The organism is Luteibacter mycovicinus, assembly GCF_000745235.1.
Classification (GTDB): Bacteria; Pseudomonadota; Gammaproteobacteria; order Xanthomonadales; family Rhodanobacteraceae; genus Luteibacter; species Luteibacter mycovicinus.
Genome location: NZ_JQNL01000001.1, coordinates 983,150 through 1,007,161, shown reverse-complemented (window position 1 = coordinate 1,007,161; position 24,012 = coordinate 983,150). Strand labels below are relative to the sequence as shown.

At 63.5% G+C, this 24,012-nt stretch carries 21 protein-coding genes and 2 tRNA genes; 16 read left to right on the top strand and 7 right to left on the bottom strand.

The window, feature by feature from the left end; all coding sequences use genetic code 11:
* Positions 1-21: 21 nt before the first annotated feature.
* The 4 genes from ileS (at position 22) to FA85_RS04570 (ending at position 4,571) form a co-directional block, all read left to right on the top strand.
* Positions 22-2,880, top strand: a complete 2,859-nt coding sequence (gene ileS / locus FA85_RS04585; protein ID WP_036111448.1) for an isoleucine--tRNA ligase — start codon at positions 22-24, stop codon at positions 2,878-2,880.
* A gap of 75 nt (positions 2,881-2,955) precedes the next feature.
* The gene (gene lspA / locus FA85_RS04580) at positions 2,956-3,462 is read left to right on the top strand and encodes a signal peptidase II (RefSeq protein ID WP_036111449.1); all 507 of its coding nucleotides are present in this window, start codon (positions 2,956-2,958) and stop codon (positions 3,460-3,462) included.
* A 48-nt stretch (positions 3,463-3,510) separates the two neighbouring features.
* Positions 3,511-4,452, top strand: a complete 942-nt coding sequence (gene ispH / locus FA85_RS04575) for a 4-hydroxy-3-methylbut-2-enyl diphosphate reductase (protein WP_036111451.1) — start codon at positions 3,511-3,513, stop codon at positions 4,450-4,452.
* A 43-nt stretch (positions 4,453-4,495) separates the two neighbouring features.
* Positions 4,496-4,571 (top strand) — tRNA-Thr (locus tag FA85_RS04570).
* A 101-nt stretch (positions 4,572-4,672) separates the two neighbouring features.
* Here FA85_RS04570 and FA85_RS04565 read toward each other — a convergent pair.
* Both FA85_RS04565 and FA85_RS04560 read right to left on the bottom strand, forming a co-directional pair.
* Positions 4,673-5,110 carry a hypothetical protein gene (locus FA85_RS04565; RefSeq protein WP_036111453.1) on the bottom strand — a complete coding sequence of 146 codons (438 nt, stop codon included), beginning with the start codon at positions 5,108-5,110 and terminating at the stop codon, positions 4,673-4,675.
* A 96-nt stretch (positions 5,111-5,206) separates the two neighbouring features.
* Positions 5,207-5,971: an SDR family oxidoreductase gene (locus FA85_RS04560; RefSeq protein ID WP_036111455.1), complete on the bottom strand. Its 765-nt coding sequence runs from the start codon at positions 5,969-5,971 to the stop codon at positions 5,207-5,209.
* Between the two features lie 113 nt (positions 5,972-6,084).
* Here FA85_RS04560 and FA85_RS04555 point away from each other — a divergent pair, with 113 nt between their 5' ends.
* Together FA85_RS04555 and FA85_RS04550 are read left to right on the top strand one after the other, a co-directional pair.
* A complete protein-coding gene (locus FA85_RS04555; protein ID WP_081907396.1) occupies positions 6,085-6,510 on the top strand; it encodes a winged helix-turn-helix transcriptional regulator in 426 nt (141 codons plus the stop codon).
* A 36-nt stretch (positions 6,511-6,546) separates the two neighbouring features.
* Positions 6,547-7,095: a GNAT family N-acetyltransferase gene (locus tag FA85_RS04550; protein ID WP_036111459.1), complete on the top strand. Its 549-nt coding sequence runs from the start codon at positions 6,547-6,549 to the stop codon at positions 7,093-7,095.
* Between the two features lie 160 nt (positions 7,096-7,255).
* Here FA85_RS04550 and FA85_RS04545 read toward each other — a convergent pair whose 3' ends face one another.
* The gene (locus FA85_RS04545; protein ID WP_051943396.1) at positions 7,256-7,516 is read right to left on the bottom strand and encodes a hypothetical protein; all 261 of its coding nucleotides are present in this window, start codon (positions 7,514-7,516) and stop codon (positions 7,256-7,258) included.
* A 113-nt stretch (positions 7,517-7,629) separates the two neighbouring features.
* Positions 7,630-7,812 (bottom strand): hypothetical protein, encoded by a 183-nt coding sequence (locus FA85_RS04540; RefSeq protein WP_036111460.1) that lies wholly within the window; start codon positions 7,810-7,812, stop codon positions 7,630-7,632.
* Between the two features lie 180 nt (positions 7,813-7,992).
* Here FA85_RS04540 and pilV point away from each other — a divergent pair, with 180 nt between their 5' ends.
* From pilV to FA85_RS04495, 9 genes are all read left to right on the top strand, one after another.
* Positions 7,993-8,502, top strand: coding sequence for a type IV pilus modification protein PilV (pilV, locus tag FA85_RS04535; RefSeq protein WP_051943398.1), 510 nt, complete (start codon positions 7,993-7,995; stop codon positions 8,500-8,502).
* A gap of 11 nt (positions 8,503-8,513) precedes the next feature.
* Positions 8,514-9,647, top strand: a complete 1,134-nt coding sequence (locus FA85_RS04530) for a PilW family protein (protein WP_036111461.1) — start codon at positions 8,514-8,516, stop codon at positions 9,645-9,647.
* Positions 9,644-10,333, top strand: coding sequence for a PilX N-terminal domain-containing pilus assembly protein (locus tag FA85_RS04525; protein ID WP_081907398.1), 690 nt, complete (start codon positions 9,644-9,646; stop codon positions 10,331-10,333). The genes FA85_RS04530 and FA85_RS04525 overlap by 4 nt, the downstream gene beginning before the upstream one ends.
* A gap of 20 nt (positions 10,334-10,353) precedes the next feature.
* The gene (locus FA85_RS04520; RefSeq protein WP_036111463.1) at positions 10,354-15,849 is read left to right on the top strand and encodes a pilus assembly protein; all 5,496 of its coding nucleotides are present in this window, start codon (positions 10,354-10,356) and stop codon (positions 15,847-15,849) included.
* 2 nt (positions 15,850-15,851) lie between these two features.
* Complete coding sequence (locus FA85_RS04515; RefSeq protein WP_036111464.1) at positions 15,852-16,274, top strand: type IV pilin protein; 423 nt, start codon at positions 15,852-15,854, stop codon at positions 16,272-16,274.
* Between the two features lies 1 nt (position 16,275).
* On the top strand, positions 16,276-16,710 hold the full coding sequence (locus FA85_RS04510) for a DUF4124 domain-containing protein (RefSeq protein ID WP_036111465.1): 435 nt from the start codon (positions 16,276-16,278) through the stop codon (positions 16,708-16,710).
* On the top strand, positions 16,710-17,315 hold the full coding sequence (locus FA85_RS20760; protein WP_051943399.1) for a GspH/FimT family pseudopilin: 606 nt from the start codon (positions 16,710-16,712) through the stop codon (positions 17,313-17,315). The genes FA85_RS04510 and FA85_RS20760 overlap by 1 nt, the downstream gene beginning before the upstream one ends.
* A 70-nt stretch (positions 17,316-17,385) precedes the next feature.
* Positions 17,386-17,460, top strand: a tRNA-Val gene (locus FA85_RS04500).
* Positions 17,461-17,558: 98 nt separating this feature from the next.
* Positions 17,559-17,891, top strand: a complete 333-nt coding sequence (locus tag FA85_RS04495) for a lipid-A-disaccharide synthase N-terminal domain-containing protein (protein ID WP_036111467.1) — start codon at positions 17,559-17,561, stop codon at positions 17,889-17,891.
* Between the two features lie 24 nt (positions 17,892-17,915).
* Here FA85_RS04495 and metH read toward each other — a convergent pair whose 3' ends face one another.
* The 3 genes from metH to FA85_RS04480 are packed head-to-tail and all read right to left on the bottom strand — an operon-like array spanning position 17,916 to position 22,629.
* Entirely contained in the window at positions 17,916-20,615 is a 2,700-nt protein-coding gene (metH, locus tag FA85_RS04490; protein ID WP_036111469.1) for a methionine synthase, read from the bottom strand.
* On the bottom strand, positions 20,612-21,694 hold the full coding sequence (locus FA85_RS04485; RefSeq protein WP_036111476.1) for a homocysteine S-methyltransferase family protein: 1,083 nt from the start codon (positions 21,692-21,694) through the stop codon (positions 20,612-20,614). The genes metH and FA85_RS04485 overlap by 4 nt, the downstream gene beginning before the upstream one ends.
* Positions 21,691-22,629 carry an ArsR/SmtB family transcription factor gene (locus FA85_RS04480; RefSeq protein WP_036111480.1) on the bottom strand — a complete coding sequence of 313 codons (939 nt, stop codon included), beginning with the start codon at positions 22,627-22,629 and terminating at the stop codon, positions 21,691-21,693. Before FA85_RS04480 ends, FA85_RS04485 begins: the two co-directional genes overlap by 4 nt.
* A 165-nt stretch (positions 22,630-22,794) precedes the next feature.
* Here FA85_RS04480 and FA85_RS04475 point away from each other — a divergent pair, with 165 nt between their 5' ends.
* Positions 22,795-23,961 carry an acyl-CoA dehydrogenase family protein gene (locus FA85_RS04475; RefSeq protein ID WP_309868540.1) on the top strand — a complete coding sequence of 389 codons (1,167 nt, stop codon included), beginning with the start codon at positions 22,795-22,797 and terminating at the stop codon, positions 23,959-23,961.
* The last annotated feature ends 51 nt before the right edge of the window (positions 23,962-24,012 follow it).

Below are 24,012 nucleotides of genomic sequence, written 5' to 3'. Positions count from 1 at the left end.
CGAAACCCACGGTTGCCAGCGATGACCCAGGATTACAAAAACACCATCAACCTGCCGCAGACGGACTTCCCGATGCGCGGCGACCTTCCCAAGCGCGAGCCGACCTGGCTCGCCACTTGGGAGCGTGTGGGCCGCTATGCGCAGATCCAGGCGAAGGCCGCGGGTCGCGACAAGGTGTTCGTGCTGCACGACGGCCCGCCCTATGCCAACGGCGCCATTCACCTGGGCCACGCGGTCAACAAGGTGCTGAAGGACGTCGTCGTCAAGTCGAAGCTGATGGCCGGCTACCGTGCACCGTACGTGCCAGGCTGGGACTGCCACGGCCTGCCGATCGAAATCGCCATCGAGAAGAAGTTCGGCAAGGCGGGCGACAAGCTCGACGCCGCCGCGTTCCGGCAGAAATGCCGCGAGTACGCGATGGCGCAGATCGACCTGCAGCGCGCCGACTTCAAGCGTCTCGGTGTGCTTGGCGACTGGGAAAAGCCGTACCGTACCCTCGACTTCACCTATGAGGCCGACATGATCCGCGCGCTGGCGCGCATCGTCGATAACGGCCATGTCGTGCGCGGCGCCAAGCCCGTGTACTGGTGCTTCGACTGCGGTTCCGCACTGGCCGAGGCGGAGATCGAATACGCCGAGCGCACGTCGCCGGCCGTCGATGTCGCCTACGACGCCGTGTATCCGAAGGACCTCGGTGCCGAGTTTGGCGTCGACGTGGGCGACGCCATCGTCGCCGTGCCCATCTGGACCACGACGCCGTGGACGCTGCCGTCCAGCCAGGCCGTGTCGATGGGTGGCGAGATCGAATACTCGCTGGTCGAAGGCCCGTCGCGCGATGGCAAGCGGGTGCTGCTGGTGATCGCCTCGGCGCTCGCCGCGAAGGCGCTCGCCCGTTATGGCGTCGAAACCGCCACCGTGCTCGGCCACGTCCAGGGCGCGGTGCTCGAGAACAAGCCGCTGCGTCATCCGTTTTACGACAAGCAGGTGCCGGTCATCCTCGGCGATCACGTGTCGGACGAAGACGGTACCGGTGCGGTGCACACCTCGCCCGATCACGGTGCGGAGGATTTCGCCGTCGGCCAGAACTACGGCATCGGCACGCTCAACTACGTCGACGGTCGCGGCGTCTATCGCGCCGACCTGCCGCTGATCGGCGACGTGTCGCTCGCCGGCACGCACATCTGGAAGGCCAACGACCAGATCGTCGAGCTGCTGCGCGGCCATGGCATCCTGCTCGCTTTCGCCAAGCTCACGCACAGCTATCCGCATTGCTGGCGTCACAAGACGCCGGTGATCTATCGCGCCACCCCGCAGTGGTTCATCGGTATGGAAACGGCCGGCCTGCGCAAGACCGCGCTGAGCTCGATCAAGTCCGTGCGCTGGGTACCGGGCTGGGGTGAAGAACGCATCGCCGGCATGGTCGAGGGCCGTCCCGACTGGTGCATCTCGCGTCAGCGCACGTGGGGCGTGCCGATCACGCTGTTCATCGACAAGAACACGCATGAGCCGCATCCGGACTCCGTCGCGCTGATGGAGAAAGTCGCGAAGAAGGTCGCGCAGGAGGGCATCGACTGCTGGTTCACGCTGGATCCGCGCGAGCTGATCGGCGACGACGCGGACAACTACGAGAAAGTGACCGACGTGCTCGACGTCTGGTTCGACTCGGGTACGAGCCACTTCGCCGTGATCGGCGCGCGTCCCGAACTGCAGGCGGGTGACGCGAGCGAATACAAGGTCATGTATCTCGAGGGCTCGGATCAGCATCGCGGCTGGTTCCAGTCGTCGCTGCTCACGTCGGCCGCCATCCACGGCCGCGCACCTTACGACCATGTGCTCACCCACGGCTTCACCGTGGACGCGCAGGGTCGCAAGATGTCCAAGTCGCTGGGCAACGGCATCGAGCCTCAGGACATCATGAAGACCCTCGGCGCGGACATCCTGCGTCTGTGGATCTGCTCGACCGATTACCGCAACGAGATGTCGCTGTCGGACGAGATCCTGAAGCGCGTGGCGGACACGTATCGTCGCATCCGCAACACGGTCCGTTTTCTGCTCGGCAACCTCGATGGCTTCGATCCGGACAAGCACCTGCTTGCCACGGACGCGTGCCTCGATCTGGATCGCTGGGCGGTGCAGCAGGCGGCCGATACGCAGGCGGCGATCGTCGCCGCGTACGAGCGCTACGACTTCCCGGAGATCGTGCAGCGCGTGCAGAACTTCTGCACCACCGAACTGGGCGCGCTTTATCTGGACATCACCAAGGACCGGCTCTACACGATGCCGACCGACAGCCGCGGTCGCCGCAGCGCGCAGAGTGCGATGTATCGCATCGCCGAGGCGATGGTCCGCTGGCTGGCACCGATCATGACCTTCACGGCGGAAGAGGCGTGGGTCCTGCTGCCCGGCACGCGTGACGAATCGCCGCTGTTCGAGACCTGGTACGAGGGTCTGGACACGCATCAGGACGGTGAAACGCGCGGCTGGTGGGGCAAGCTGCTCGCCATTCGCGAGACCGCGTCGCGTGCGCTCGAGGGCATGCGTAAGGCCGGCCAGATCGGCGCGTCGCTGGACGCGACCCTGACGCTGCACGCGGACAAGGAAACCCAGGTCGCTCTGGCCGCGTCCGCTCCGGAGCTGCGGTTCTTCTTCATCACCTCGGCGGTCACGCTGGCGGACCTCGAGGGTCGGCCGGCCTCGGCCGAGCGCGTCGAGCTCGAGGGGGCGGAGGTGTATGTCGCCGCCGCGGTCAGCGAGGACGTGAAGTGCATCCGTTGCTGGCACCATCGTCCCGACGTCGGTGTCGACCCGGCTCACCCGGAGATCTGCGGTCGCTGCGTCGAGAACGTCACGGGGCAGGGCGAAGATCGCCGCTGGTTCTGACGAGCCCGCCCGACCCGAACCACCCGTGCCGCCACCCTGGCGGCGCGGGATGCTCCGCTTCACATGGCTGAATGCATGACTGTACGTCCCAAACCGAACGCCTTGTCCTGGCTCTGGCTAGCCGCCGCCATGATCGTGCTCGACCAGCTGAGCAAGTGGTGGGCCCTCACGGCTCTGCAGCCGGCCGAGACACCGCATCCGGTGATCCCCGGCATCCTGAACTGGACGCTGACCTTCAACACCGGCGCCGCATTCAGTTTCCTGGCGGACAGCGCCGGGTGGCAGCGCTGGTTCTTCGTCGTCCTGGCTGCCGTCATCAGCGGCACGCTGGGGGTCTGGCTGTCGCGTACGCCGCGGAACGACTGGCGCACGGCGCTGCCGCTGGCCCTGATCGTCGGTGGGGCGCTCGGTAACGTCATCGACCGCCTCCATGCGGCCAAGGTCACCGATTTCATCCAGGTATTCATAGGCAGCTATCCCTTTCCGGTCTTCAACGTCGCGGATTCGTCCATCTGCGTGGGCGCGGCGGCCCTGATCGTGTTCAGCCTGTTCAGCGGCCCGCAGAAGCCCGACGTGCGATAATCGCGGGGTCCGGCGGCTTCGGCCGCCACCGCTCATCTCGAGGTCCCCTTGGACATCCTTCTCGCCAATCCCCGTGGTTTCTGCGCCGGCGTCGATCGTGCCATCGCGATCGTGGAGCGCGCCCTGGAGTCATACGGCGCCCCGATCTACGTCCGCCATGAAGTCGTCCACAATCGGTTCGTGGTCGAGCGCCTGCGCGCCGATGGCGCCGTGTTCGTGGAAGAGCTGGACGAAGTGCCCGACGGCTCCACGGTGATCTTCAGCGCGCACGGCGTGCCCAAGGCCGTCCGTGAGGAAGCCGACCGCCGCGCCCTGAATGTCTTCGACGCCACGTGCCCCCTGGTTACCAAGGTACACATGGAGGTCGCGCGGCTCGGCCGCGCCGGTCACGACGTCATCCTGATCGGCCACGCCGGTCACCCGGAAGTGCAGGGCACGATGGGCCAGTGGAACCGCGCGAACGCGGGTCGTATCTATCTGGTCGAATCGGTCGAGGATGTCGCCGATCTCTCGCCGTCGCAGCCCGACAAGCTCGCCTTCGTCACGCAGACCACGCTCTCGGTGGACGACACCATCGCCATCATCGCGGCGCTGCGTGCGAAGTTCGTCGCCATCGAAGGTCCGCGCAAGGACGACATCTGTTACGCGACGCAGAACCGGCAGGACGCCGTGCGCCGTCTCGCCGACGCCGTGGACCTGGTGCTGGTGGTCGGTTCGATCAACAGCTCCAACTCCAATCGGCTGAAAGAGCTGGCGGAGAAGCAGGGCGTTACCTCTTACCTGATCGACGGCGCCGAGCACATCGACCGCCAGTGGCTCGAGGGCACGACCCGCATCGGTGTCACCGCGGGCGCGTCCGCCCCCGAGAAACTGGTGCAGGAAGTGATCGCGCGTCTGCAGTCGTGGGGCGCGGGCAGCGTGCGTGAGCTGGACGGTGAAGCCGAAAACATCACCTTCGCGCTGCCGAAGGAACTGCGTCTGGCCAGTTGAGGGCTTGCGCCTCGGGCCAAGCTTCCCTAGAATTCCGCTTCTCGCCGGAATAGCTCAGTTGGTAGAGCGCGTCATTCGTAATGATGAGGTCGTAGGTTCGATTCCTATTTCCGGCACCATGATTTCTCCCGAACTGCCGCCGAGCGGTTCCGGGGACAGCAAAAAACCCGCTGATGCGGGTTTTTTTGTGCCTACGTGATCCGCGTCGCCTGCGCGGGGCCTATGCGGCGAGGCGCGGTTCGTTCGAGAGATAGCGCAGACCGATCGCCAGCGCCATGTCATAGCTGGCCATGGTGTCGCCCGGTACCACCACGCTTGCCAGACAGGGATGGCCGGGGACGAGTTCCGACGCATCCGATGCATCGCTGTCGTCGTGCACCTCGATGTAGGGCACGGGCAACGCGGCGAGCGCATCGCGCAGCTGAGCGACATCGCCGTCGGGTACGTCGTTGGCGTCGACATCGATCAGCACCAGGTCCGCATGGTCGGACGCCGATCGTCCGATATGATCCGTCAGCTCGGGAAAGTCACTGCACGGGCGCCACAGCAGGTCGACGCCCGATGCCTGAGCACGCTCCCACAAACGCCACATGGCGTGCTCGGCGCATGTGGCGTTGGTGGGCCCGTGACGCGGTGCGGTGATCACGACGATCGACATCGGTGGCGACTCCATGGAGGGGAGGCCAGTATCCGGGCGTCGTGCGTAAAAACGCTGCGCGAGCGGGGCGCTTTTCGGGTAACGACGTCGTAAAGATTACGTCCGCTGCCTGACCATCTCGTCGTTGAACTGCTTGAAGAAGCCGTCGAACTTGCCGCTTGCTTCAGCGAACCGCAACGGCTTGACCCGCTCGACCAGGATCTCGTGCGCCTCCGGCTGCGATTCGATCAGCGTCATGACTTCGGCGATGAATTCGTCCAACGGCATCGCGTGCGGGTCGTTCCTCTGGTGTTCGCCCATCAGTTCGGTCTGGACATAAGGCGGCACGATCTCCAGCACCTTCACGCTCGTGTCTTTCAGCTGATATCGCAAGGAATTCGTATACGAATGGATCGCGGCCTTCGTGGCGCAGTACGTCGGCGTCAGCGACAGGGGCATGAACGCGAGGCCCGACGACACGGTGACGACGGTCGCTTTCGGCTGCGCCAGCAGGTGGTCGATCAGCGCGGCGTTGAGCCGGATGGGGCCGAGCAGGTTGGTGGTGATCGTCGACTCGGCGGTATCCGTCACACCGGACTTCGTGTCCTCGGGACGCATGATGCCGGCGTTGTGGATGACGACATTGAGGGCCGGATGCTCGCGCTTCACCTGTTCGGCGAAACGCACGATGGCCGCGGGGTCCTCGATGTCGAGCAGGGCGGATGCCATGCCCGGGTTCGCCGCCGTGGTCTCGTCGAGTACCGACTGACGCCGCCCGGCGATGATGACCTGATTGCCATGCGCGTGGAACGCCTCCGCCAGCGCTCGGCCAATGCCCGAGCCGCCGCCGGTGATGAGGATCGTATTGCCCTTGATGTCCATGAGTTTCTCGCTGGTGGGAAGGAAGTTGGCAGGCTAGACTCGTTACGAACCAATGGAAAGTAGGCTCCCAAAAGTTCCATACTTACCATCCGGTAACCATGAGGAATGGCGCCATGTCCGCGACATCGAAATCGAAGCCACGCTACGACGAGCCCTGTCGTGCGTTGGGTGAAGAGCGCACCGAGCCCGAACTCGATGCATTGGTGAGGGACATCATCGGGCGGGTCGCCGACCGCTGGACCATGGTCTGCCTCGAGGTGCTGGCGGACCGTGGTCGCCTGCGGTTTGGCCGGCTGGCCGACCTCATGGGTGACGTCAGCCAGAAAATGCTGACCAAGACGTTGCGCCAGATGGAGGCCGATGGCCTGGTGACTCGCACTGTCTACCCCGTCGTGCCGCCACGCGTCGAATACGAGCTGACGCCGATCGGTCTGAGCCTGGGCGCCGCGTTCTGCAGCGTCTGGTTATGGGCGGAAGAGCATCACGACGCGATCGTCGCCTCTCGAGCCGCTTTTCAGGCGCGCGAATCGGACGACTGATCGGCTACGCTTCGCTTTCCACACAGGGAGTGAGTCATGGAAGGCAGGTTCGAAACCGCGCGGTTGTACGTCGATGGCCTGACATCCGGCGATGCCGCCCTACTGTTTGCCTACCGGGGCGACGAGGCCGTCGCGCGTTACCAGGGCTGGCGGCCTGCGGACGAAGCCGAGGCGGCGGACTTCATCCGCAGGCAAGCGGCTCAGGTGTTCGGTGAGCCCGGCAGCTGGTGCCAGCTGGCCATCCGCGATCGTGTCACCCGGGAGCTTCTTGGCGACCTCGGCGTGCATTTTCCCGCGGGCACGGATGATCCGATCGAGTTCGGTATATCGCTCCGGCCCGAGAAACAGGGCATGGGCTACGCACGCGAAGCCATGGCGGCCGCCCTCGATCGTGCTTTCCGGGAGTGGGGCTACCGCCGTGTCATCGGCTCGGTCGATCCCCGTAACGTCAGCAGCATTGCCTTGCTGCAGTCACTGGGATTTCGCCAGGAGGCCCATCACGTGGAGAGCTACCGTTTCCGCGGTGAGTGGGTCGATGACGTCATCTACGCGCTGCTGGCGCGCGAGTGGTTAGGACGACCCTGACCCGGCGCTCAGTCGCGCATGAGGCCGGGCAAATCGTTTGGGTCCTTGGGCGGGCCGCGCGTCTACCGTTCTATAGCCGGAGGCCATGCATTTTTGCGCCCAAACGGCAGTGCGATATGCACCATCGGGCGCCGTGGGCTCTAATGACGCGCCGGATGACTCAGGCAGCGGCCAGGCGAGCCAGCACGGCGGCGCTGGGGGGCGCGAGGTGGCCCAGGGCGGCAGGCGGGAGGAAACGCCAGTCCGTCAGGCGGCGGGGCAGGCGTGCGTCCCGCCAGGCGTCTCGCAGGCTGAGCGCGGCCGCCTCCGCCGTGTCGAAGCGACCGATTTCCGTCGTATCGCGCAGGGCACGCCAACGGTGTCCATGGCGGACGATGCGAAAGACGGCATTGGCGGCGGTAAATACGTATTGCGCGAGCACAGGAACACTCCAGGTGGACCAGCGCTATTGTGGCCGCCGGTCCGTGACCGCTTTGTTATCCCGAGGCTACGTCGCGGTGTCGGCGCGTACCCCGTTGTGAACCCTGGTCGGGCCTACTTCGGTGCCTTCGCGGGGACGAACGGGGAAACCGGATCGCTGCCATCCATACTTTCCTCGAGGGCGTGGTCGAGGTTGTCGCTGGCCTTGTCCTTGCGCGACTGCTTTTCCGCCGCGGTTTCCTTGTGGTCAGGCTGGCCGTGGTCGGGATGGGTGACGTCCTGGCGGTCGTGGGTCATGGGGTGGATCCTCTGCAGGTGATGTCCCCATGGAGCGCCGATCGGCGTGAACACCGCGTCGGGCGGCCGTCGAGATGCCGCTTATCGGCAATTTCTGACCGCGTGTCGGCGATAACTTGCAGCCGGAAGTGGCTCGACTAGTCTGCAAAGTGCCGGATAGGGTCCAGCAGGGGGTTCAGGGTGAGGAAGTCGCCGTCGCGTCGCGCCGTGGAAGGCGTGTCGCTTATCGAAGTCATGGTCGCGATCCTGGTGTTCAGCATCGGGTTGCTGGGTATCGCCATGCTCCAGATGCGCGGAGCGCAGTTCACTAAGGAGTCGGGCTCGCGCACGAGCGCGATCATCCTGGCGCGTAGCCTGGCGGACGCGATGCGGGCCAATCCCGGCGGGGCTCATCCGGCGGGTGGGGTGGCTAACAGCGCCTATTTGTACGACGGCAAAACCGCTTACACGGCGGCCGACTGCGCCTCCACCACACTGGACACTCCAGCCAATGTCGCCCAACGCGACCTTGCGTGCTGGCGCGTCGCTTTGGGCAATGCGCTGCCCGCGCCGGCCGATAACAAACCGCTGGCCACCGTGACCGCCGACAACACCCTTGGAACGCTGATTGTCACGGTGTCATGGACAGGCGTTCGGGACGACACCGCAGGCGATCCGAACCAGTCCTACACGTTCAGCTACCTCCAGTGACAGGCCGACCGATGCGCAGCGATTCCTATCGTTCGAAAGGTTTTTCCTTGGTCGAGATGATGATCTCCCTGGTTCTGGGGCTGCTTATCGTCGGCGGCATCATCAGTGTGACGATGGGTGCGCGCCAGGCCTACAGCATGCAACAGGGCAATAACTTCAATCAGGAGAACGTCCGCTTCGCCGCGGCACGTCTCGCCTGGTCCCTGCGAATGGCTGATTTCTGGGGTGGCGTCAAACCGGGTGCCATTTCACCGACGACCAACACGACTGGCATCGGCGGAACCGGATGCGATGCCGCGTGGGTGCTGAATGTCGGAGATGCCAGCCACCAGAATGGCATCTATGGTTATGACGGCGGCAACAAATTCCCGATCGCAGGCTGCGTCGACGACGCCAACTATGTCAAGGGATCGGACGTGGTTGTGGTCCGTTATGCGGACACGCACGGTTACGACCCCGCCAAGGGGGCTGATACGCCGTCGTTCGATTCGACCGATCCAAACATCGTCCCGAACCAGACCAGCATTTTCATCGTGTCGGGCGTGGGCCAGCAGGCCGCGCTGCTACGCCGTGACGATGCTGTACCGGCGTCGACCCTGCCTAAGCCGACCGGTCGCTACGTCTATCCGTATCAGCTTGAGATGTATTACCTGCGCCCCTGCGCGGACCCCGGTAGCGACGGTGTGTGTGGCACGGACGATGACGGCGATCGTCAAGCGCGGTCACCGTCGCTGGTCCGGTTGCGTCTGAATGCCGCGGGCGGCGTTGTTTCCGAAGTCGTCGTGGACGGCATTGAGCAGCTGAGCTTCGAGTATGCGTCGCCTGTCGGCGGTGCGCCTACCACCAAGCCCGGCAGATGGGTGAAGGCGTCGGATGCCGTGTGGCCCGCCGTCACACAGGTGCGTGCGACCTTCGTTGCTCGCGCCAGCGCCCGCGACGTTCGCCTGCCGCACGCGGGTACGTTCACCCTGAACGCGCACTGCGCCTACGAAATCAAGAACGACGGTTCGATCGGCCATCCGACGACCACCGAGACCAACCTCTGCAGCAATGCGCCCGACAGTGCATATGGCGACAAACCGCAGCAGTACTTTCGCAGCCTGAATACCCAGGTCGTGCTGCTCCGTAACAGAGTACGAGGATGATCCCGATGCCATTCCTTCCCAAGGCGCGCCAGCGAGGCATCGCACTCTTCGTGGGCATGATCTTTCTGCTGGTGTTGTCGATCGTCGCTGTCATCGCGATGCGTGGCACGCTTTCGGAAATGCGCATGGTGACCAACACGGCACGCCACGAGACCGCCTTCGAGGCATCGGAGGCTCTGCGAAGCATTCCCGTTGCGTTGTTCGACGAGCACGTTTATGCACGTGGTTGGCCCGTGTCATTTAAGGGTGATGTGCCCGACTCGGAGTTCACTTATACGACGGATGTGCCATCGGCGCTTCTGGACGAAGCGAAAAAGGCGCTGCAGAAAGACTGCTCCACCAATGCTCCATCGCTGTTTTACGGGCAACTGCAGCCTGCATGCGGAAGCACCAAAGCCGAAACCCTCTACGACCCGAGTACCTGGCGTCCCGACATGGTGGTTGCCATCTGCGATACCGGAACGCAGTCCTGTGCCGGAAACATCGGCGCATCGGTGGCGATCGTCCCGGACGGCACCACTCTGAGCAAAGGCGCCGGCGGGGCGCAGGCCGCGGGCTACCGCGGGCTGGGCGTCGGCTCGGCCAACGGCGGTGCCGAAATGTTCTTCGAAATTCGAAGTGTCGCGACCGCACCAGGTGACGGTGCCGCGACGACGCATACCCAATACCACCAGATGATCCACTGATGGCGCCGAGGATATCGACGATGAAACGTTCCCCCACAGGCCGTCGCGGTCTGCTGATCGGATTCCTTGTGGCCATGGTAGCCAGCGGTTTCGGCACGGTGCCGGTCGTGCGCGCCGATGCGATCTCCGACGCGGCGACGCAGCGTGCCGCCAATTACGCGCTCGACCCGCCGCTGGGCATCGCCGGTGCCGCGCCTCTGGTCATGCTGAATCTCTCGCGTGACCATCAGTTGTTCTACAAGGCGTACAACGATTTCACCGACCTCGACGGCGATCAGGTGCTCGACACGACCTACAAGAACAGCCTGACTTATGCGGGTTATTTCGATCCGAAGCGCTGCTATACGTACGACGCGGGAAATGGGTATTTCACACCGGGCAATGCGGTGGATTCGACCAATTACTGTAGCAAGCAGTGGTCGGGCAACTTCCTCAACTGGGTGTCCATGACGCGCATGGACGAGGTCCGCAAGATCCTGTATGGCGGTCTGCGCTCTACCGATACGACGAGCAATACCGTGCTGGAACGCGCATTCCTTCCTGCGGATGCGCACTCGTACGCCAAATATTACAATGGCGCGGATATCGCCAAGCTCACGCCCTACGATCCCGCCACCGCCGCGCCATCGACGGGTGCAATGAGTCCGTCGAGTCTGACGTCCAGCAACGGCAGCACCGCTGCGGACGGAAACTACGGCAACGTTTCCATCTGGTCTCTTCAGTTGTCTGTGGGTAGCAAACTGACTGCATCCGTGGGTGATCAGATCAAGGTAGTGACGAGCGACAATCAGACCATCCTGGCTCCCGTCCGGTCGGTCACCGGTTCGAACGGCAGCTTCAAGATAACGTTACACATCGAAAGCAACATGGTGACGTCGACCAGCGCGGGCGTGACGACGAACATGGCTTGTACGGGCGCCAAATGCGACACCACGATCGCGACCCTGCGCAACGCCTCGACCTGGACGGTGTACAACATGAGCCAGCAGGGCATCTCGTTCTGCAACTCGTCGCCCGTGCCCAGTGGCAATCAGTTGTCGCAGACATCCAATGCGAATCCTCTGATCCGCATGGCGTTCGGCGACTATGCGCTATGGGGTTCCAATGAGAAGCGCCAGTGCCGCTGGCTCAGCGAAGACAGCAATACGCAGAATGGATTCGTTGATGGGTTTCGGAGCAACGGAAACCGCAACGCCTACTCGGGTCTGAACTCTTCCGCCGAGAACCCGGCCAACACGTCGACTACCAACAGCGGCGAGTTCATCGCGCGCGTGCAGGTTTGTGTTGCCGGCAAAATGGCTACCGAGAACTGCAAGCAGTACGTCAACGGTTCGGCCACGTCAAACAAGCCGGTCGGTCTTCTGCAGAAGTACGCCGAGACCGGCAACATCAAATTCGGCCTTGTTACACCGACATTCGACCACAATGCGTCGGGCGGTGTGCTTCGGGCGGCCCTGCCCGGGCCCGGAGTAAACGAAGGCGACTTCATCAGCAACGAAATCGATCCGAACACCGGCATCTTTCTGACGGGCGCGACGAACAAGGGCATCATCTCGAACATCAATGCCCTCCGCATCTACGGATACAACTACAACGACGGTAACGCCAACTACGGCGGTTCCAATAACGGTTGTGGCTATCAGCAGATCGGCATTGGCAAGACGGCAGACACCAGCAAGGCCATCGTCGCCGAGGGCAACTGTTCGTCCTGGGGTAACCCCATGGCCGAGAGCTATGTCGAGACGCTTCGCTACCTGGCCGGAAAGCAGCCTAACTCGGCCTTTTCCAGCGGAGCGGAAGACAAGAGCCTGGGCCTTTCCGTCGTCGCGACCTGGCAGGACCCGATCAGCGAAGCCAACTTCTGCGCGGCCCTCAACGTCATCAACTTCAATGCAAGCTCGCTGAGCTACGACACCGACGATACTGCCGGTTTCAATGACCTTGCTACCGGAAAGACGGTGTCCAAGTGGACGGATGACCTCGGCACCTCGGAAGGCATCACCGGGAAGAGCTTTTTTGTCGGCAATGTCAGTGGCTCGACGACCGGGGCGGATCTCTGCTCGGCGAAGACCATTTCGAGCCTGTCCGCCGCTTACGGTATCTGCCCCGAGGTCCCCGCGCTCAAGGGTGGCTACCTGATCGCCGGTGCGGCTTACGGCGCGCATGTGATGCCGATCCGTAACCTCGGCAACGATTCCAGTAACAATCCGATCGTCGCGTCGACCGACAAGACTTCGTTGAGAGTCAACACGTTCGGCGTGCAGCTTGCGACCAACACTCCGCAGATCCGCATCGCGGTGCCAAACAGCAATGGCAAGACCGTAACAATCATTCCGGCCTATCGTCTGTCGTATGGCATCAAGACCGGCGGGGTAACCAACACGGTGATCGGCGGTGGCGCACTGGTCGATTTCAAGGTGCTCAGCCAGACCACGTCGGCCACCAAGAACACGGGTACGCTTTACGCCAACTGGGAGGACAGTTTCGCCGGTGGTGACTACGACCAGGACATGTGGGGCATCATCTCTTACGAAGTGACCGCCAACGAGGTCAGGGTGACTACCCGGCCCGTGGCCGCATCGACGAGCAATGGTCAGGGCTTCGGTTACATCATCTCGGGTACGACCAAGGACGGCCCTCACTTTCACTCGGGCATCTATAGCTTCGGCTTTACCGACCCGGCGACGATCGACGTGTACGACGCTACCGGCACGACAAAACTCAACGGTAATGGTGTGATCAATGGTTCGGGCGGGTGCGCCAGCTGCGATGTCAGTAACGCCGCCACCATGGCCAAGTACGCCATCGGTACTACCAGTGCGGGCACGCTGAGCGATCCGCTGCTGTATGCCTCCAAGTGGGGTGGCTTTCGCGTCGACACGAGCAAGGCGGACGGCACAGACACCCCATTCAACAACATGGATCCCACAGACACCAGCAAGTGGGATTCGACGGGCGCCGGTACGCCGGATAACTACTTCCTGGTGAGCGATCCGGGCAAACTTGAGTCCTCGCTGGACGCCCTGTTCCGCAAGATCCTTGCAAAGATCTCGTCGGGCACCGCTGCCGCGACTGTGTCCTCGAGTGCCAATGGTACAGGCGTGACTTATTCCGCGATCTATGAGGCGGAGCGTACCGACACGAACGGCAAGCGTGCCACATGGCTGGGCTCGCTTACCGGCTTGTGGACCGACCAGTTCGGCCTCCTGCGCGAGGACGGCAATCACAACGGTCAGCTGGATGACTACAACACGGATCCGGTGATCCAGTACGCCTACCAAGCGACGACGCAGCGTACCCAGGCCGTTCGCTACACGAGCAAGAGCGACACCAAGTTCGATCCGGGTACCACGACCACGGTGGAACTGTCGGATCTGAATTACCTGTGGAACGCGGAGAGCGCCCTGTGGGATCCGGCGCTGGTCACGGACACCCAGCGCGCCTACGGCACACCTTTCAGCACGGCAAACGGGCGCTATATCTTTACCTGGATCGATGCCAACGCTAACGGCATCGTCGACGATGGCGAAATCAAGCCGTTCATGTGGGATTCCAAGGGCAGTGACGGTTTTACCTCTACCACATACCGCTTCCTCAATACCGACAAGGTGACGGAAGCGCAGTCGATCATCAGCTGGATTCGAGGTACCGAGAGCAAGGCGCTGCGCAACCGTACGGTGGACTTCGGTACGACCGCGGCACTGAAGGGGCGTGTCGGCCGTCTGGGCGACATCATCAACTCGACACCGCTCGTGGTTTCGGCACCGGCCGAGTCCTACGATTTGCTATACAACGACACGACGTACGCGACGTATCGCACGGCGTATCGCAACCGGCGACAGATGGTCTATGTGGGTGCCAACGACGGCATGCTGCATGCCTTTAATGGGGGGTTCTATAACACCAGTTGCCGGGCATTCACCACCCAGCCCAGCACCAAGGTGTGTACGCCGACCGATCGCGACCCTACCGGCCCGCAGCCCGCGGGCGTGACCCGCACCGCGCATCCTCTGGGCGGTGAGGTGTGGGCGTACGTTCCGGGCAATTTGCTGCCGCATCTTCGCTGGCTGACCGATCCGTCGTATCGTCACACGTACTACGTGGATGGCACGCCGGTCGCGTTCGACGCCAAGGTGTTCCCGACCGGAACGGGCGATTCGGTTCACGTCGGCGGCTGGGGCACGTTCCTCGTGGTGCCCTTCCGTCTCGGTGGCGGCACGATCTCCGTGGATACCTCGACCGACGGGAAGACCACGGCGCCGGTGACATCCGAATCCGCTTACGTCGTCATGGATGTGACCGATCCCGAAAATCCCCCCAAGGTTCTGGCCGAGCTTCGCTTCGCCGGGGCACGTGCGCTGTCGACGCCTGCAGTCGCCATCATCCGCGACGCATCGACTGACGCGCCCAACCAGTTCTATCTGGCCATCGGATCCGGTCCGACGGATGCAAAGCGGGTCGCGTCCTCGGCTAACTTGCGCGTCAATATCTACAACGTGGCCGACCTGGCTGGCAGCAGTCATTCGATCACGCCAGCCAAGTCCTGGGACGCAGGCGCGGACGGTGCGAAGAGCTTTGCGGGCGATCTCATCGCGTCCGATTTCAACCTTGACGGCAAGTCGGAAGGTTTGTATTTCGGAAGCGTGCGCGATGCCGGTACGAATGACTTCGGCGGCGATTTATGGAAAATCGCCATCAATGGCGAGCCGGATGCCAGTAAGTGGAAGGGCGGTGTCATGCTCGCCCTGAAAACCGACGCGGCGCCTAATGGTTTGCCGGTGACCGTGCGTCCGACGCTCGGCAATAACGATCGCGGCGTACCGATGATTTTCTTCGGTACGGGTCGCATGTTCACCACGGCGGATAAAGCGACGTCGATGGCCCAGCGGATCTACGGCATCATCGACAACACCTTACTGGCCAAAACTGACCCGCAGGCGTCGACGGCACCCTCCGCCAGCACGCTGGTCGATGTGAGCGCACTCAATGTCTACGCTTCCGCGGCGGTCGACGGCGTGGCCAAGAATGGGCTGATTCCGGGTGACGTAAACAATTTCACCACCTTGCAGCAGGCCTTCGACGATCCGAAAGTCGCGGGCTGGTACCGGGTGCTTTCCTCGAGCGCCAATAATCCGGCCGAGCGCGTGGTTAGTGCACAATCGTTGCTCGGCGGGCTTCTTTTGACAGCGACCTATGTCCCAGGTACATCGATCTGTACGGGTCTGGGTACCGCTAATTTGTTCGGGCTCAACTACAAGACCGGCACCGCCGATCCGCAGGCCTTCTTTGGTACGACGGGCGGAAAGCAGCTTGCTAATCCGTCGCAGTCGCTGGGCCAGGGTCTGCCGTCGTCGCCAAGCCTGCATGCAGGTAACATCTCGAACGATCCCAACGGCAGCAAGAAAGTCACGGCCTGCACGCAGACCTCCACCGGCGCCATCGTCTGCAAGGACGTCGTGACGCTCGACCCCGTCACCAGTGGCGAAACGTCCTGGCGCGAACCTCTCGGGAACTGATGATGACGCACCAACGGAATGCGCGTGGTTTTACGTTGATCGAACTCGTGATTGCCTTGCTCATCGTAGCGATTCTCGCCGCGGTCGCGATCCCTTCCTACCGACGCTACGTGATACGTGCGCACCGTGTGGATGCTCAGACGGCGCTTGTGGACGTGGCGGCTCGCGAGGAGCGTTTTTACTACACGAAGAACGCGTACTCGGCAAACCTCGTAAGCGACCTTAACGGCAGCGCCGGCATGGCGGGCGATCGCTACACGATCGAGGTCGCCAGCGCGTCGAGCAGTGCTTTCGTCGTAAGGGCCAACGCTCAGGGGGATCAGGCGAAGAGCGACGTGGCCTGCGCCACGCTGACGCTCAACAACCTCGGCGCCCAGGGGTCAACGGGCACCAAGGCCGATGACCCGGCCTGCTGGAGCAAGTGACATGAGCATGCGGCTGATGCCAGCGACGATTGTGCTCGCGCTTCTGCTCACCAGTGCCGCTGCAACGGCGCAGAGCGTGTACAAGTGGACCGATGCCCAAGGGGCGGTTCATTACGCCGACCAGCCTCCCTCTGCGGGTGCGACGGCCAGTACCATCAGGGTCAAGGCGGATGCGAGGGCACCGGTCGCCTCACCCGTTGCCATGAAGGACGGAGATGCGCCTTCATCCGGCGCTCTGGCGCAGGCCGAGGCTGAGGCACGTAAGCGTAACTGCGAACGTGCACGAGCTAATCTTGCGACGCTTTCCAGCGGTGCCCTGCTGGTCGACGGAAACGATCCAGCCAGTGCGAAACGGCTTGACGCCGGCCAGCGCGAGGCGGCGACTCGTACCGCGCAGACGGATATCGGTAACTACTGCGATGGGGGAGGTCGGTAATGACCGTTCACGTCATGCCGCGTACCAGTCGCGGTTTCACGCTCATCGAGCTTGTGGTCACAGTGACCGTGCTCGCCATCCTCGCGGCTCTCGCTGCGCCGAATTTTGCCGATTTCATGCGACGTAATGCGGTGGAGTCACAGGCAAATGAATTTCTCGGCGCGTTGCGTTTGGCCCGTTCCACGGCTATCAGCCAGAACCGCTTCGTGTCGATGTGCCCGAGCAGAAACGCGTCGGCTACCGAGCCGCAATGCGAGGACAGCAACGACTTCAGCGTAGGCTGGATCATGTACACATCGCCGACGTCCGGGGCGGCTTATGCGACCAGCGACAAGCTTGTGCGCGTGGCTCAGGCGGTATCGAACGTATCGTTGCTCGCGCAGAATTCCGGGAAGATCATCACATTCACCGCGCGCGGTGCGTCGCCCGCCGGCGCGCTGAGTCTTTTCCTTTGCGCAAAACGCGGCAGCGGCGCTGCCGGGCAGAGCACCGTGCGTGCGACAGGGCGCCGTTTCGATATCCAGGCATCGGGACGGTCGGGAGTAACCCCGTTGCCCTCATCGGCCGACGCGGACCAGGCCCAGGCTTACTGTAAGCCGACGTGAAAAGGATAGCGAAACGCGGGCGCCCCATTGACGATCGACCGATGGATCCGTAGAATCCCCGGCTCGCGATGGGCGGTTAGCTCAGCGGTAGAGCACTGCCTTCACACGGCAGGTGTCACAAGTTCGATCCTTGTACCGCCCACCATCGGATACTGAAAAACCCGGCCTCGCGCCGGGTTTTTTTTGGCTTTCTCTGTGCTTCCCGCCGGTACAATGCGCCGGTTGCCGCCCCTGGATCCCGCCATGCACGAAGCCCTCGCCGATCTGCACCTGCTGACCCTGACACCCTGGAAGATCATCGGCCTTCTGGGCACGATCCTGTTCACGGCCCGGTGGTTCGTCCAGTTTTACGCCACCAGGAAGAACAAGCAGGTCACCGTGCCCATGTCCTTCTGGTACCTGTCGGTCAGCGGCAGCATCCTTACCCTGGCGTACTTCATCTGGGGCAAAAACGACTCCGTCGGTATCATCCAGACCGCGTTCCCCATGCTCGTCTCGTTCTACAACGTCTTCGCGCATCTCAGGAACCGCGATACGAAGGAACGGGTCAAGCCCGGCGGCGCCGAGGACAACTGACGCGGCGGCGGTCGCGCCGCCCTTTCAGTCGGGGTCGTAGTCCAGATACGGGGCCAGCCAGCGCTCCGCTTCGGTCCGGTCCCAGCCCTTGCGCTTCGCATAGTCGTCGACCTGCTCGCGGGTCAGGCGGCCCACCACGAAGTACTGGCTGGCCGGATGCGAGAAGTACCAGCCCGATACCGCCGCGGTGGGATACATCGCAAAGCTGTCGGTGAGCTGCACGGTGGTGTGCGTCGTCGCGTCCAGCAGATCGAACAGGGTGCGCTTCTCGCTGTGCTCGGGGCACGCGGGATAGCCGGGGGCAGGGCGGATGCCCCGGTAGGCTTCGGCGATCAGGGAGTCGTTGTCCAGCGACTCCTCGGGTTCGTAGCCCCAGAACTCCTTGCGGACGCGTTCGTGCAGGCGTTCGGCGAAGGCTTCCGCCAGCCGGTCGGCCAGCGCCTTGAGCAGGATCGACGAATAGTCGTCGTGACTGGCCTCGAAGCGCGCCACGTGCTCATCGATGCCGATGCCGGCCGTGACGGCGAAGCCGCCGACCCAGTCCTGTACGCCGCTGTCCTTCGGTGCGACGAAGTCGGCCAGACAGAAGTCGGGACGCTCCACCGGTTTGTCGACCTGCTGGCGCAGGTGGTGCAGCATCGCTACCGGCTTGCGCTTGCCCACGCCGGGATCGGCGTAAACCTCGATGCTGTCGCCGCTCTGCGCCGCCGGCCAGAAACCGATGACGCCCTTGGCGGTGAGCCATTTCTCAGCGATGAGCCTATCGAGCATCGCCTGCGCGTCGTTGTAGAGCTCCGTCGCCTGGGTGCCGACGATCTCGTCGGTGAGGATGGCGGGGAACTTGCCGGCGAGTTCCCATGCGTTGAAGAACGGCGACCAGTCGATGTAGCGACGCAACTCGGCCAGATCGTAGTCGTCGAAGACGGTGATACCGGGCGCACGCGGCGTCGGTGGCGTGTACGCCTCCCAGTCGCCCTGAAAGCGTTGCGCGCGTGCCTTGGTCAGGGGTACCAGCTGCTTACCCGTCCCACGGCCCCTGTGGCGCTCACGCACCTCGGCGTATTCGGAGCGCACCTTGGCCATGAAATCGTCGACGAGGTCCTTGCTGACCAGCGACTGCGCGACGCCGACAGCACGCGAGGCGTCCTTCACCCACACGGTGGGCGATTTGTAGTGCGGTTCGATACGCAACGCCGTGTGGGCGCGCGAGGTCGTGGCACCGCCGATCATCAGCGGCACATGAAAATCCTGGCGCTGCATCTCGCGCGCGACCTGGCTCATCTCTTCAAGCGACGGCGTAATCAGTCCTGAGAGGCCAATGATGTCGGCGTTCTCGGCACGCGCGACGTCGAGAATTTTCTGCGTCGGCACCATCACGCCAAGGTCGATGACCTCGAAGTTGTTGCACTGAAGCACCACGCCGACGATGTTCTTGCCGATGTCGTGGACATCGCCCTTGACCGTCGCCAGCACGATCTTGCCGTTGTTCTTCGTCGCGTTCCCCGAGATCTTCTTCTCTTCCTCGATGTACGGAATGAGGTGAGCTACCGCGCGCTTCATGACACGTGCCGACTTCACCACCTGGGGCAGGAACATCTTGCCCGCACCGAACAGGTCGCCGACGACGTTCATGCCGGTCATCAGGGGACCTTCGATGACGTCGAGCGGACGTGCCGACAGCTGCCGCGCCTCTTCGGTGTCCTCCACCACGTACTGGTCGATGCCATGCACGAGGGCATGGGTCAGGCGTTCGATGACGGGCTTTTCGCGCCAGGCGGCCGTCTCCACGGCGACTTCCCCCTTGCCGCCCTTGTACTTGTCGGCAACCTCGAGCAGGCGCTCCGTGGCATCGGCGCGGCGGTTGAGCACGACGTCCTCGACGCGCTCACGCAATTCCTCCGGCAGGTCATCGTAGATCGACAGGCCGCCGGCGTTGACGATACCCATGTCCATACCCGCGGCGATCGCGTGATACAGGAACACGGAGTGGATGGCTTCACGGACCGGGTTGTTGCCGCGGAACGAGAACGACACATTGGAGACGCCGCCGGAAATATGCGACGCCGGAAAACGTTTTTTCAGTTCGCGCGTGGCCTCGATGAAGTCCACCGCGTAGTTGTTGTGTTCCTCGATGCCGGTCGCCACGGCGAAGATATTGGGATCGAAAATGATGTCTTCCGGCGGGAAGTTCACCTCGTTCACCAGCAACTCGTAGGCGCGCGAGCAGATCTCGATCTTGCGCTCCTTCGTATCGGCCTGGCCGACTTCGTCGAAAGCCATGACCACCACGGCGGCGCCGTACTGGCGCACCTTGCGCGCATGCTCGAGAAACGCGTCGACACCTTCCTTCATCGAGATGGAATTGACGATGCCCTTGCCCTGCATGCAGCGCAGGCCGGCCTCGATCACGCTCCACTTGGAGGAGTCGACCATGATCGGTACGCGTGCTATGTCCGGCTCGGAAGAGATCAGGTTCACGAAGCGCGTCATCGCGGCTTCGGAATCGATCAGGCCTTCGTCCATGTTGATGTCGATGATCTGCGCACCGTTTTCGACCTGCTGGCGCGCGACATCCACCGCTTCTTCGTAGCGGCCCTCCTTGATCAGCTTGCGAAACTGCGCCGAACCGGTGACGTTGGTACGTTCACCGACGTTGATGAAGTTCAGGTCCGGCGTGAGGACCAGCGGTTCGAGGCCGGAAAGGCGGGTATATCGAATGCTCATGCGGCTTGCGCGGTGTCCCTGGGCTGACGCGGCGGATACGGCGCGACAGCGGCTGCGATGGCGGCGATATGCGCCGGCGTGGTGCCACAACAGCCACCGACGATGTTGATCAGGCCTTCCTCGGCGAACCCGCGGATCGTCTCGGCCATGCTCTCGGGGCTTTCGTCGTACTCGCCGAAGGCATTGGGCAAGCCCGCGTTCGGGTGGGTGCTGATGGCGCTGCCGGCAATGCGCGAGAGCATCTGTACATGCGGGCGCAGATCTTCCGCGCCGAGTGCGCAGTTCAGGCCGACGGACAGCGGCTGGATGTGTTCGACCGAGTAGAAGAACGCCTCCGCCGTCTGTCCCGACAGCGTGCGGCCGGAGCGGTCGGTGATGGTGCCCGAGATCATGACGGGGACGCGCGCGCCGAGCGTGTCGAACAATTCGCTCAGGGCGAACAGCGCGGCTTTCGCGTTGAGCGTGTCGAAGATCGTCTCGACCATGATCGTATCGGCGCCGCCTTCAATGAGCGCGCGCGCGGCTTCCACGTAGTTGGCCTTGAGCGACTCGAAGTCGATGTTGCGAAAGGCCGGGTCGTTCACGTCGGGCGAGATCGACGCGGTTCGGCTGGTCGGCCCGAGTACGCCGATGACGAAGCGCGGACGGTCCGGCGTGATCGCGGTCATCGCGTCGCAGGCTTCGCGGGCGATGCGCGCGCCTTCGCGGTTCAGTTCGGGCACGAGGTGTTCGAGATGATAGTCGGCCTGACTCACGCGCGTGGCGTTGAACGTGTTGGTCTCGACGAAGTCCGCTCCCGCTTCGAGATACGCGGTGTGTACGCCGCGGATGATGTCCGGCTGCGTCAGCAGGAGCAGGTCGTTGTTGCCCTTCAGATCGCATTCGCCCGGGTGGTCATGCTCGTGCGTGTGCGTGCTGTCGAGGCCGCCGGCGAAGCGATCGCCGCGATAGCCGGCCTCGTCGAGCCGGTGGCCCTGCAACATGGTGCCCATGCCGCCGTCGAGGATCATGATGCGTTCGGCGAGTCCCTTCTGGATCAGGGCGACACGATCGGGATGGAGCCAGGGCAGGGTGCTCATGGGGTGCCTCCGGGCTTGCGGGCAAGCAGACTGATGACTTCGAAATGGGGTGAACGGCGCTCGCGGCTCAGGCGCTCACAGCTGACCACGTCCAGACCGGCGTTCCGCGCCAGGGCGGTCAGGGCATCGCAGGTGAAGCCGAGGTTGCGATGATCGAACGGCTCGACCACCGCGCGGTGGTCGTGTTCGCCAAGGGTGGACGCCAGCACGCGGCCTCCGGGCTTCAGCACCCGCGCCACCTCGCTGAACACGGCTTCGGGACGCTCCGAATACGTGAGGGCGTGCAGCAGCAGGACAAGGTCGAAACGGCCGTCCTCGAGGTCCAGCGCGTGCATGTCGCCCGTACGTACGTCGACATTGCGGAAGGTGCTCAGCCGCTGCCGCGCCGCGTCGACGACGCGTTCCGAACTGTCGATGCAGACGATCGAGTGGGCATGCGGTGCGAGCAGTTCCGCCGTAACGCCATCGCCGGAGGCGATATCCAGGACATCGCCGGTCGCCAGCAACTGCAACAGCGAGCGCGCCAGCGTTTCCCAGGTGCGACCCGGCGAATAATGACGCTCCATGTCGCCGGCGACGGTATCCGCCCAGCCCTCGGCCCGGGCCCGTTGGGCGAGAACCGCGGGAAGCCGTTCCGCATCTTCTTTGAGCAGGGCGTCGCTAAGCGTGTCGCGCAGGGAGGCCACCAGGGCGGCGAGCGTAGGATCCGCCTCGGCATTGGCCCGATAATAGGCCGACACGCCGGCCCGGCGGTCACGCACCAGCTCGGCCTCCTTGAGCTTGGCCAGATGGGTCGACACGCGCGGCTGGGCCAGATGCAGCACGGCCGCCAGCTCGGCGACGGTCAGTTCCTCGCGGTCCAGAAGGGCGAGCAGGCGGACGCGGGTCGGGTCGGCCAGGAGTCGGAGCACCGTGGAGGCCGTCGACAGATCCATCCTGCATCCTTATATCGCGATAGAAAGATGCGTAAGGATGAGGCCCGCCCCGGCCAGCGTCAAGGCCGCATGTTGCAGTGCAGAGCGGCAAGCTCTCGAACGACCGTTAGAATGACCGGCTAGTCCCCACCCCAAGACTTGCCGTCCTTCCGGCCGGCGCGAGGAATGTCCATGGATTTCCGCTTTACCGACGACCAGCTGTCGATTCAGTCCATTGCCCGCGACTTCGCCCAGAAGCGCATCGCCCCGGTCGCCGCCGAGTTCGACGCGAAGGGTGAGTTTCCCCTGGAAAACATCCAGGAAATGGGTCAGCTGGGCCTGATGGGCATCGAAGTGCCCGAGGAATACGGCGGCGCAGGCATGGATCCCGTGTCCTACGTGCTGGCCATGGTGGAGATCGCCGCGGCCGATGCCGCCACCTCGACGATCATGTCGGTGAACAATTCGCTGTTCTGCAACGGGATCCTCAAGAACGGTACGGAAGACCAGAAGCAGAAGTACGTGCGCGCCATCGCGTCCGGCGAGGCCATTGGCGCCTATGCCCTGACCGAACCGCAGTCCGGCTCCGACGCGTCCAACATGCACACGCGCGCGGTGAAGAATGCCGACGGCGACTGGGTCATCAACGGCAAGAAGAGCTGGATCACCTCCGGTCCGGTCGCCCGCTACATCGTGCTGTTCGCGGTGACGACGCCCGGCATGGGTGCGCGGGGCGTGTCAGCCTTCATCATCGACACGAAGCGGGCGGGTTTTCTCGCCGGCAAGACGGAGCCGAAGCTCGGCATCCGCGCCTCGGCCACCTGCGAGATCGAGTTTCACGACTACATCTGCCCGCAGGAAGACATGCTCGGTGAAGAGGGCAAGGGGTTCGGTATCGCCATGGGCGTGCTGGATGCCGGTCGTATCGGTATCGCGTCGCAGGCGGTGGGCATCGCGCGTGCCGCCTACGAAGCCACGCTTCAGTGGTCGCGGGACCGCAAGGCGTTCGGTCACCCGATCGGCACGTTCCAGATGACCCAGGCCAAGATCGCCGACATGAAGTGCAAGCTGGATGCGGCGCTGCTGCTGACCCTGCGTGCCGCATGGACCAAGGCCCAGACCGACAAGAACGGCGGCCGTTTCGGTACCGAGGCTTCGATGGCCAAGCTGGTGGCGTCGGAAGCCGCCATGTGGATCACCCATCAGGCCGTGCAGATCCATGGTGGCATGGGCTACTCGAAAGAAATGCCGCTGGAGCGTTATTTCCGCGATGCCAAGATCACGGAGATCTACGAGGGTACGAGTGAGATTCAGCGGCTGGTGATTGCGCGCTCGGAGACGGGGTTGCGCTGAGCAATCATCGACTCGAGCGGACACGAACGGGCCCCGGTTATGCCGGGGCCT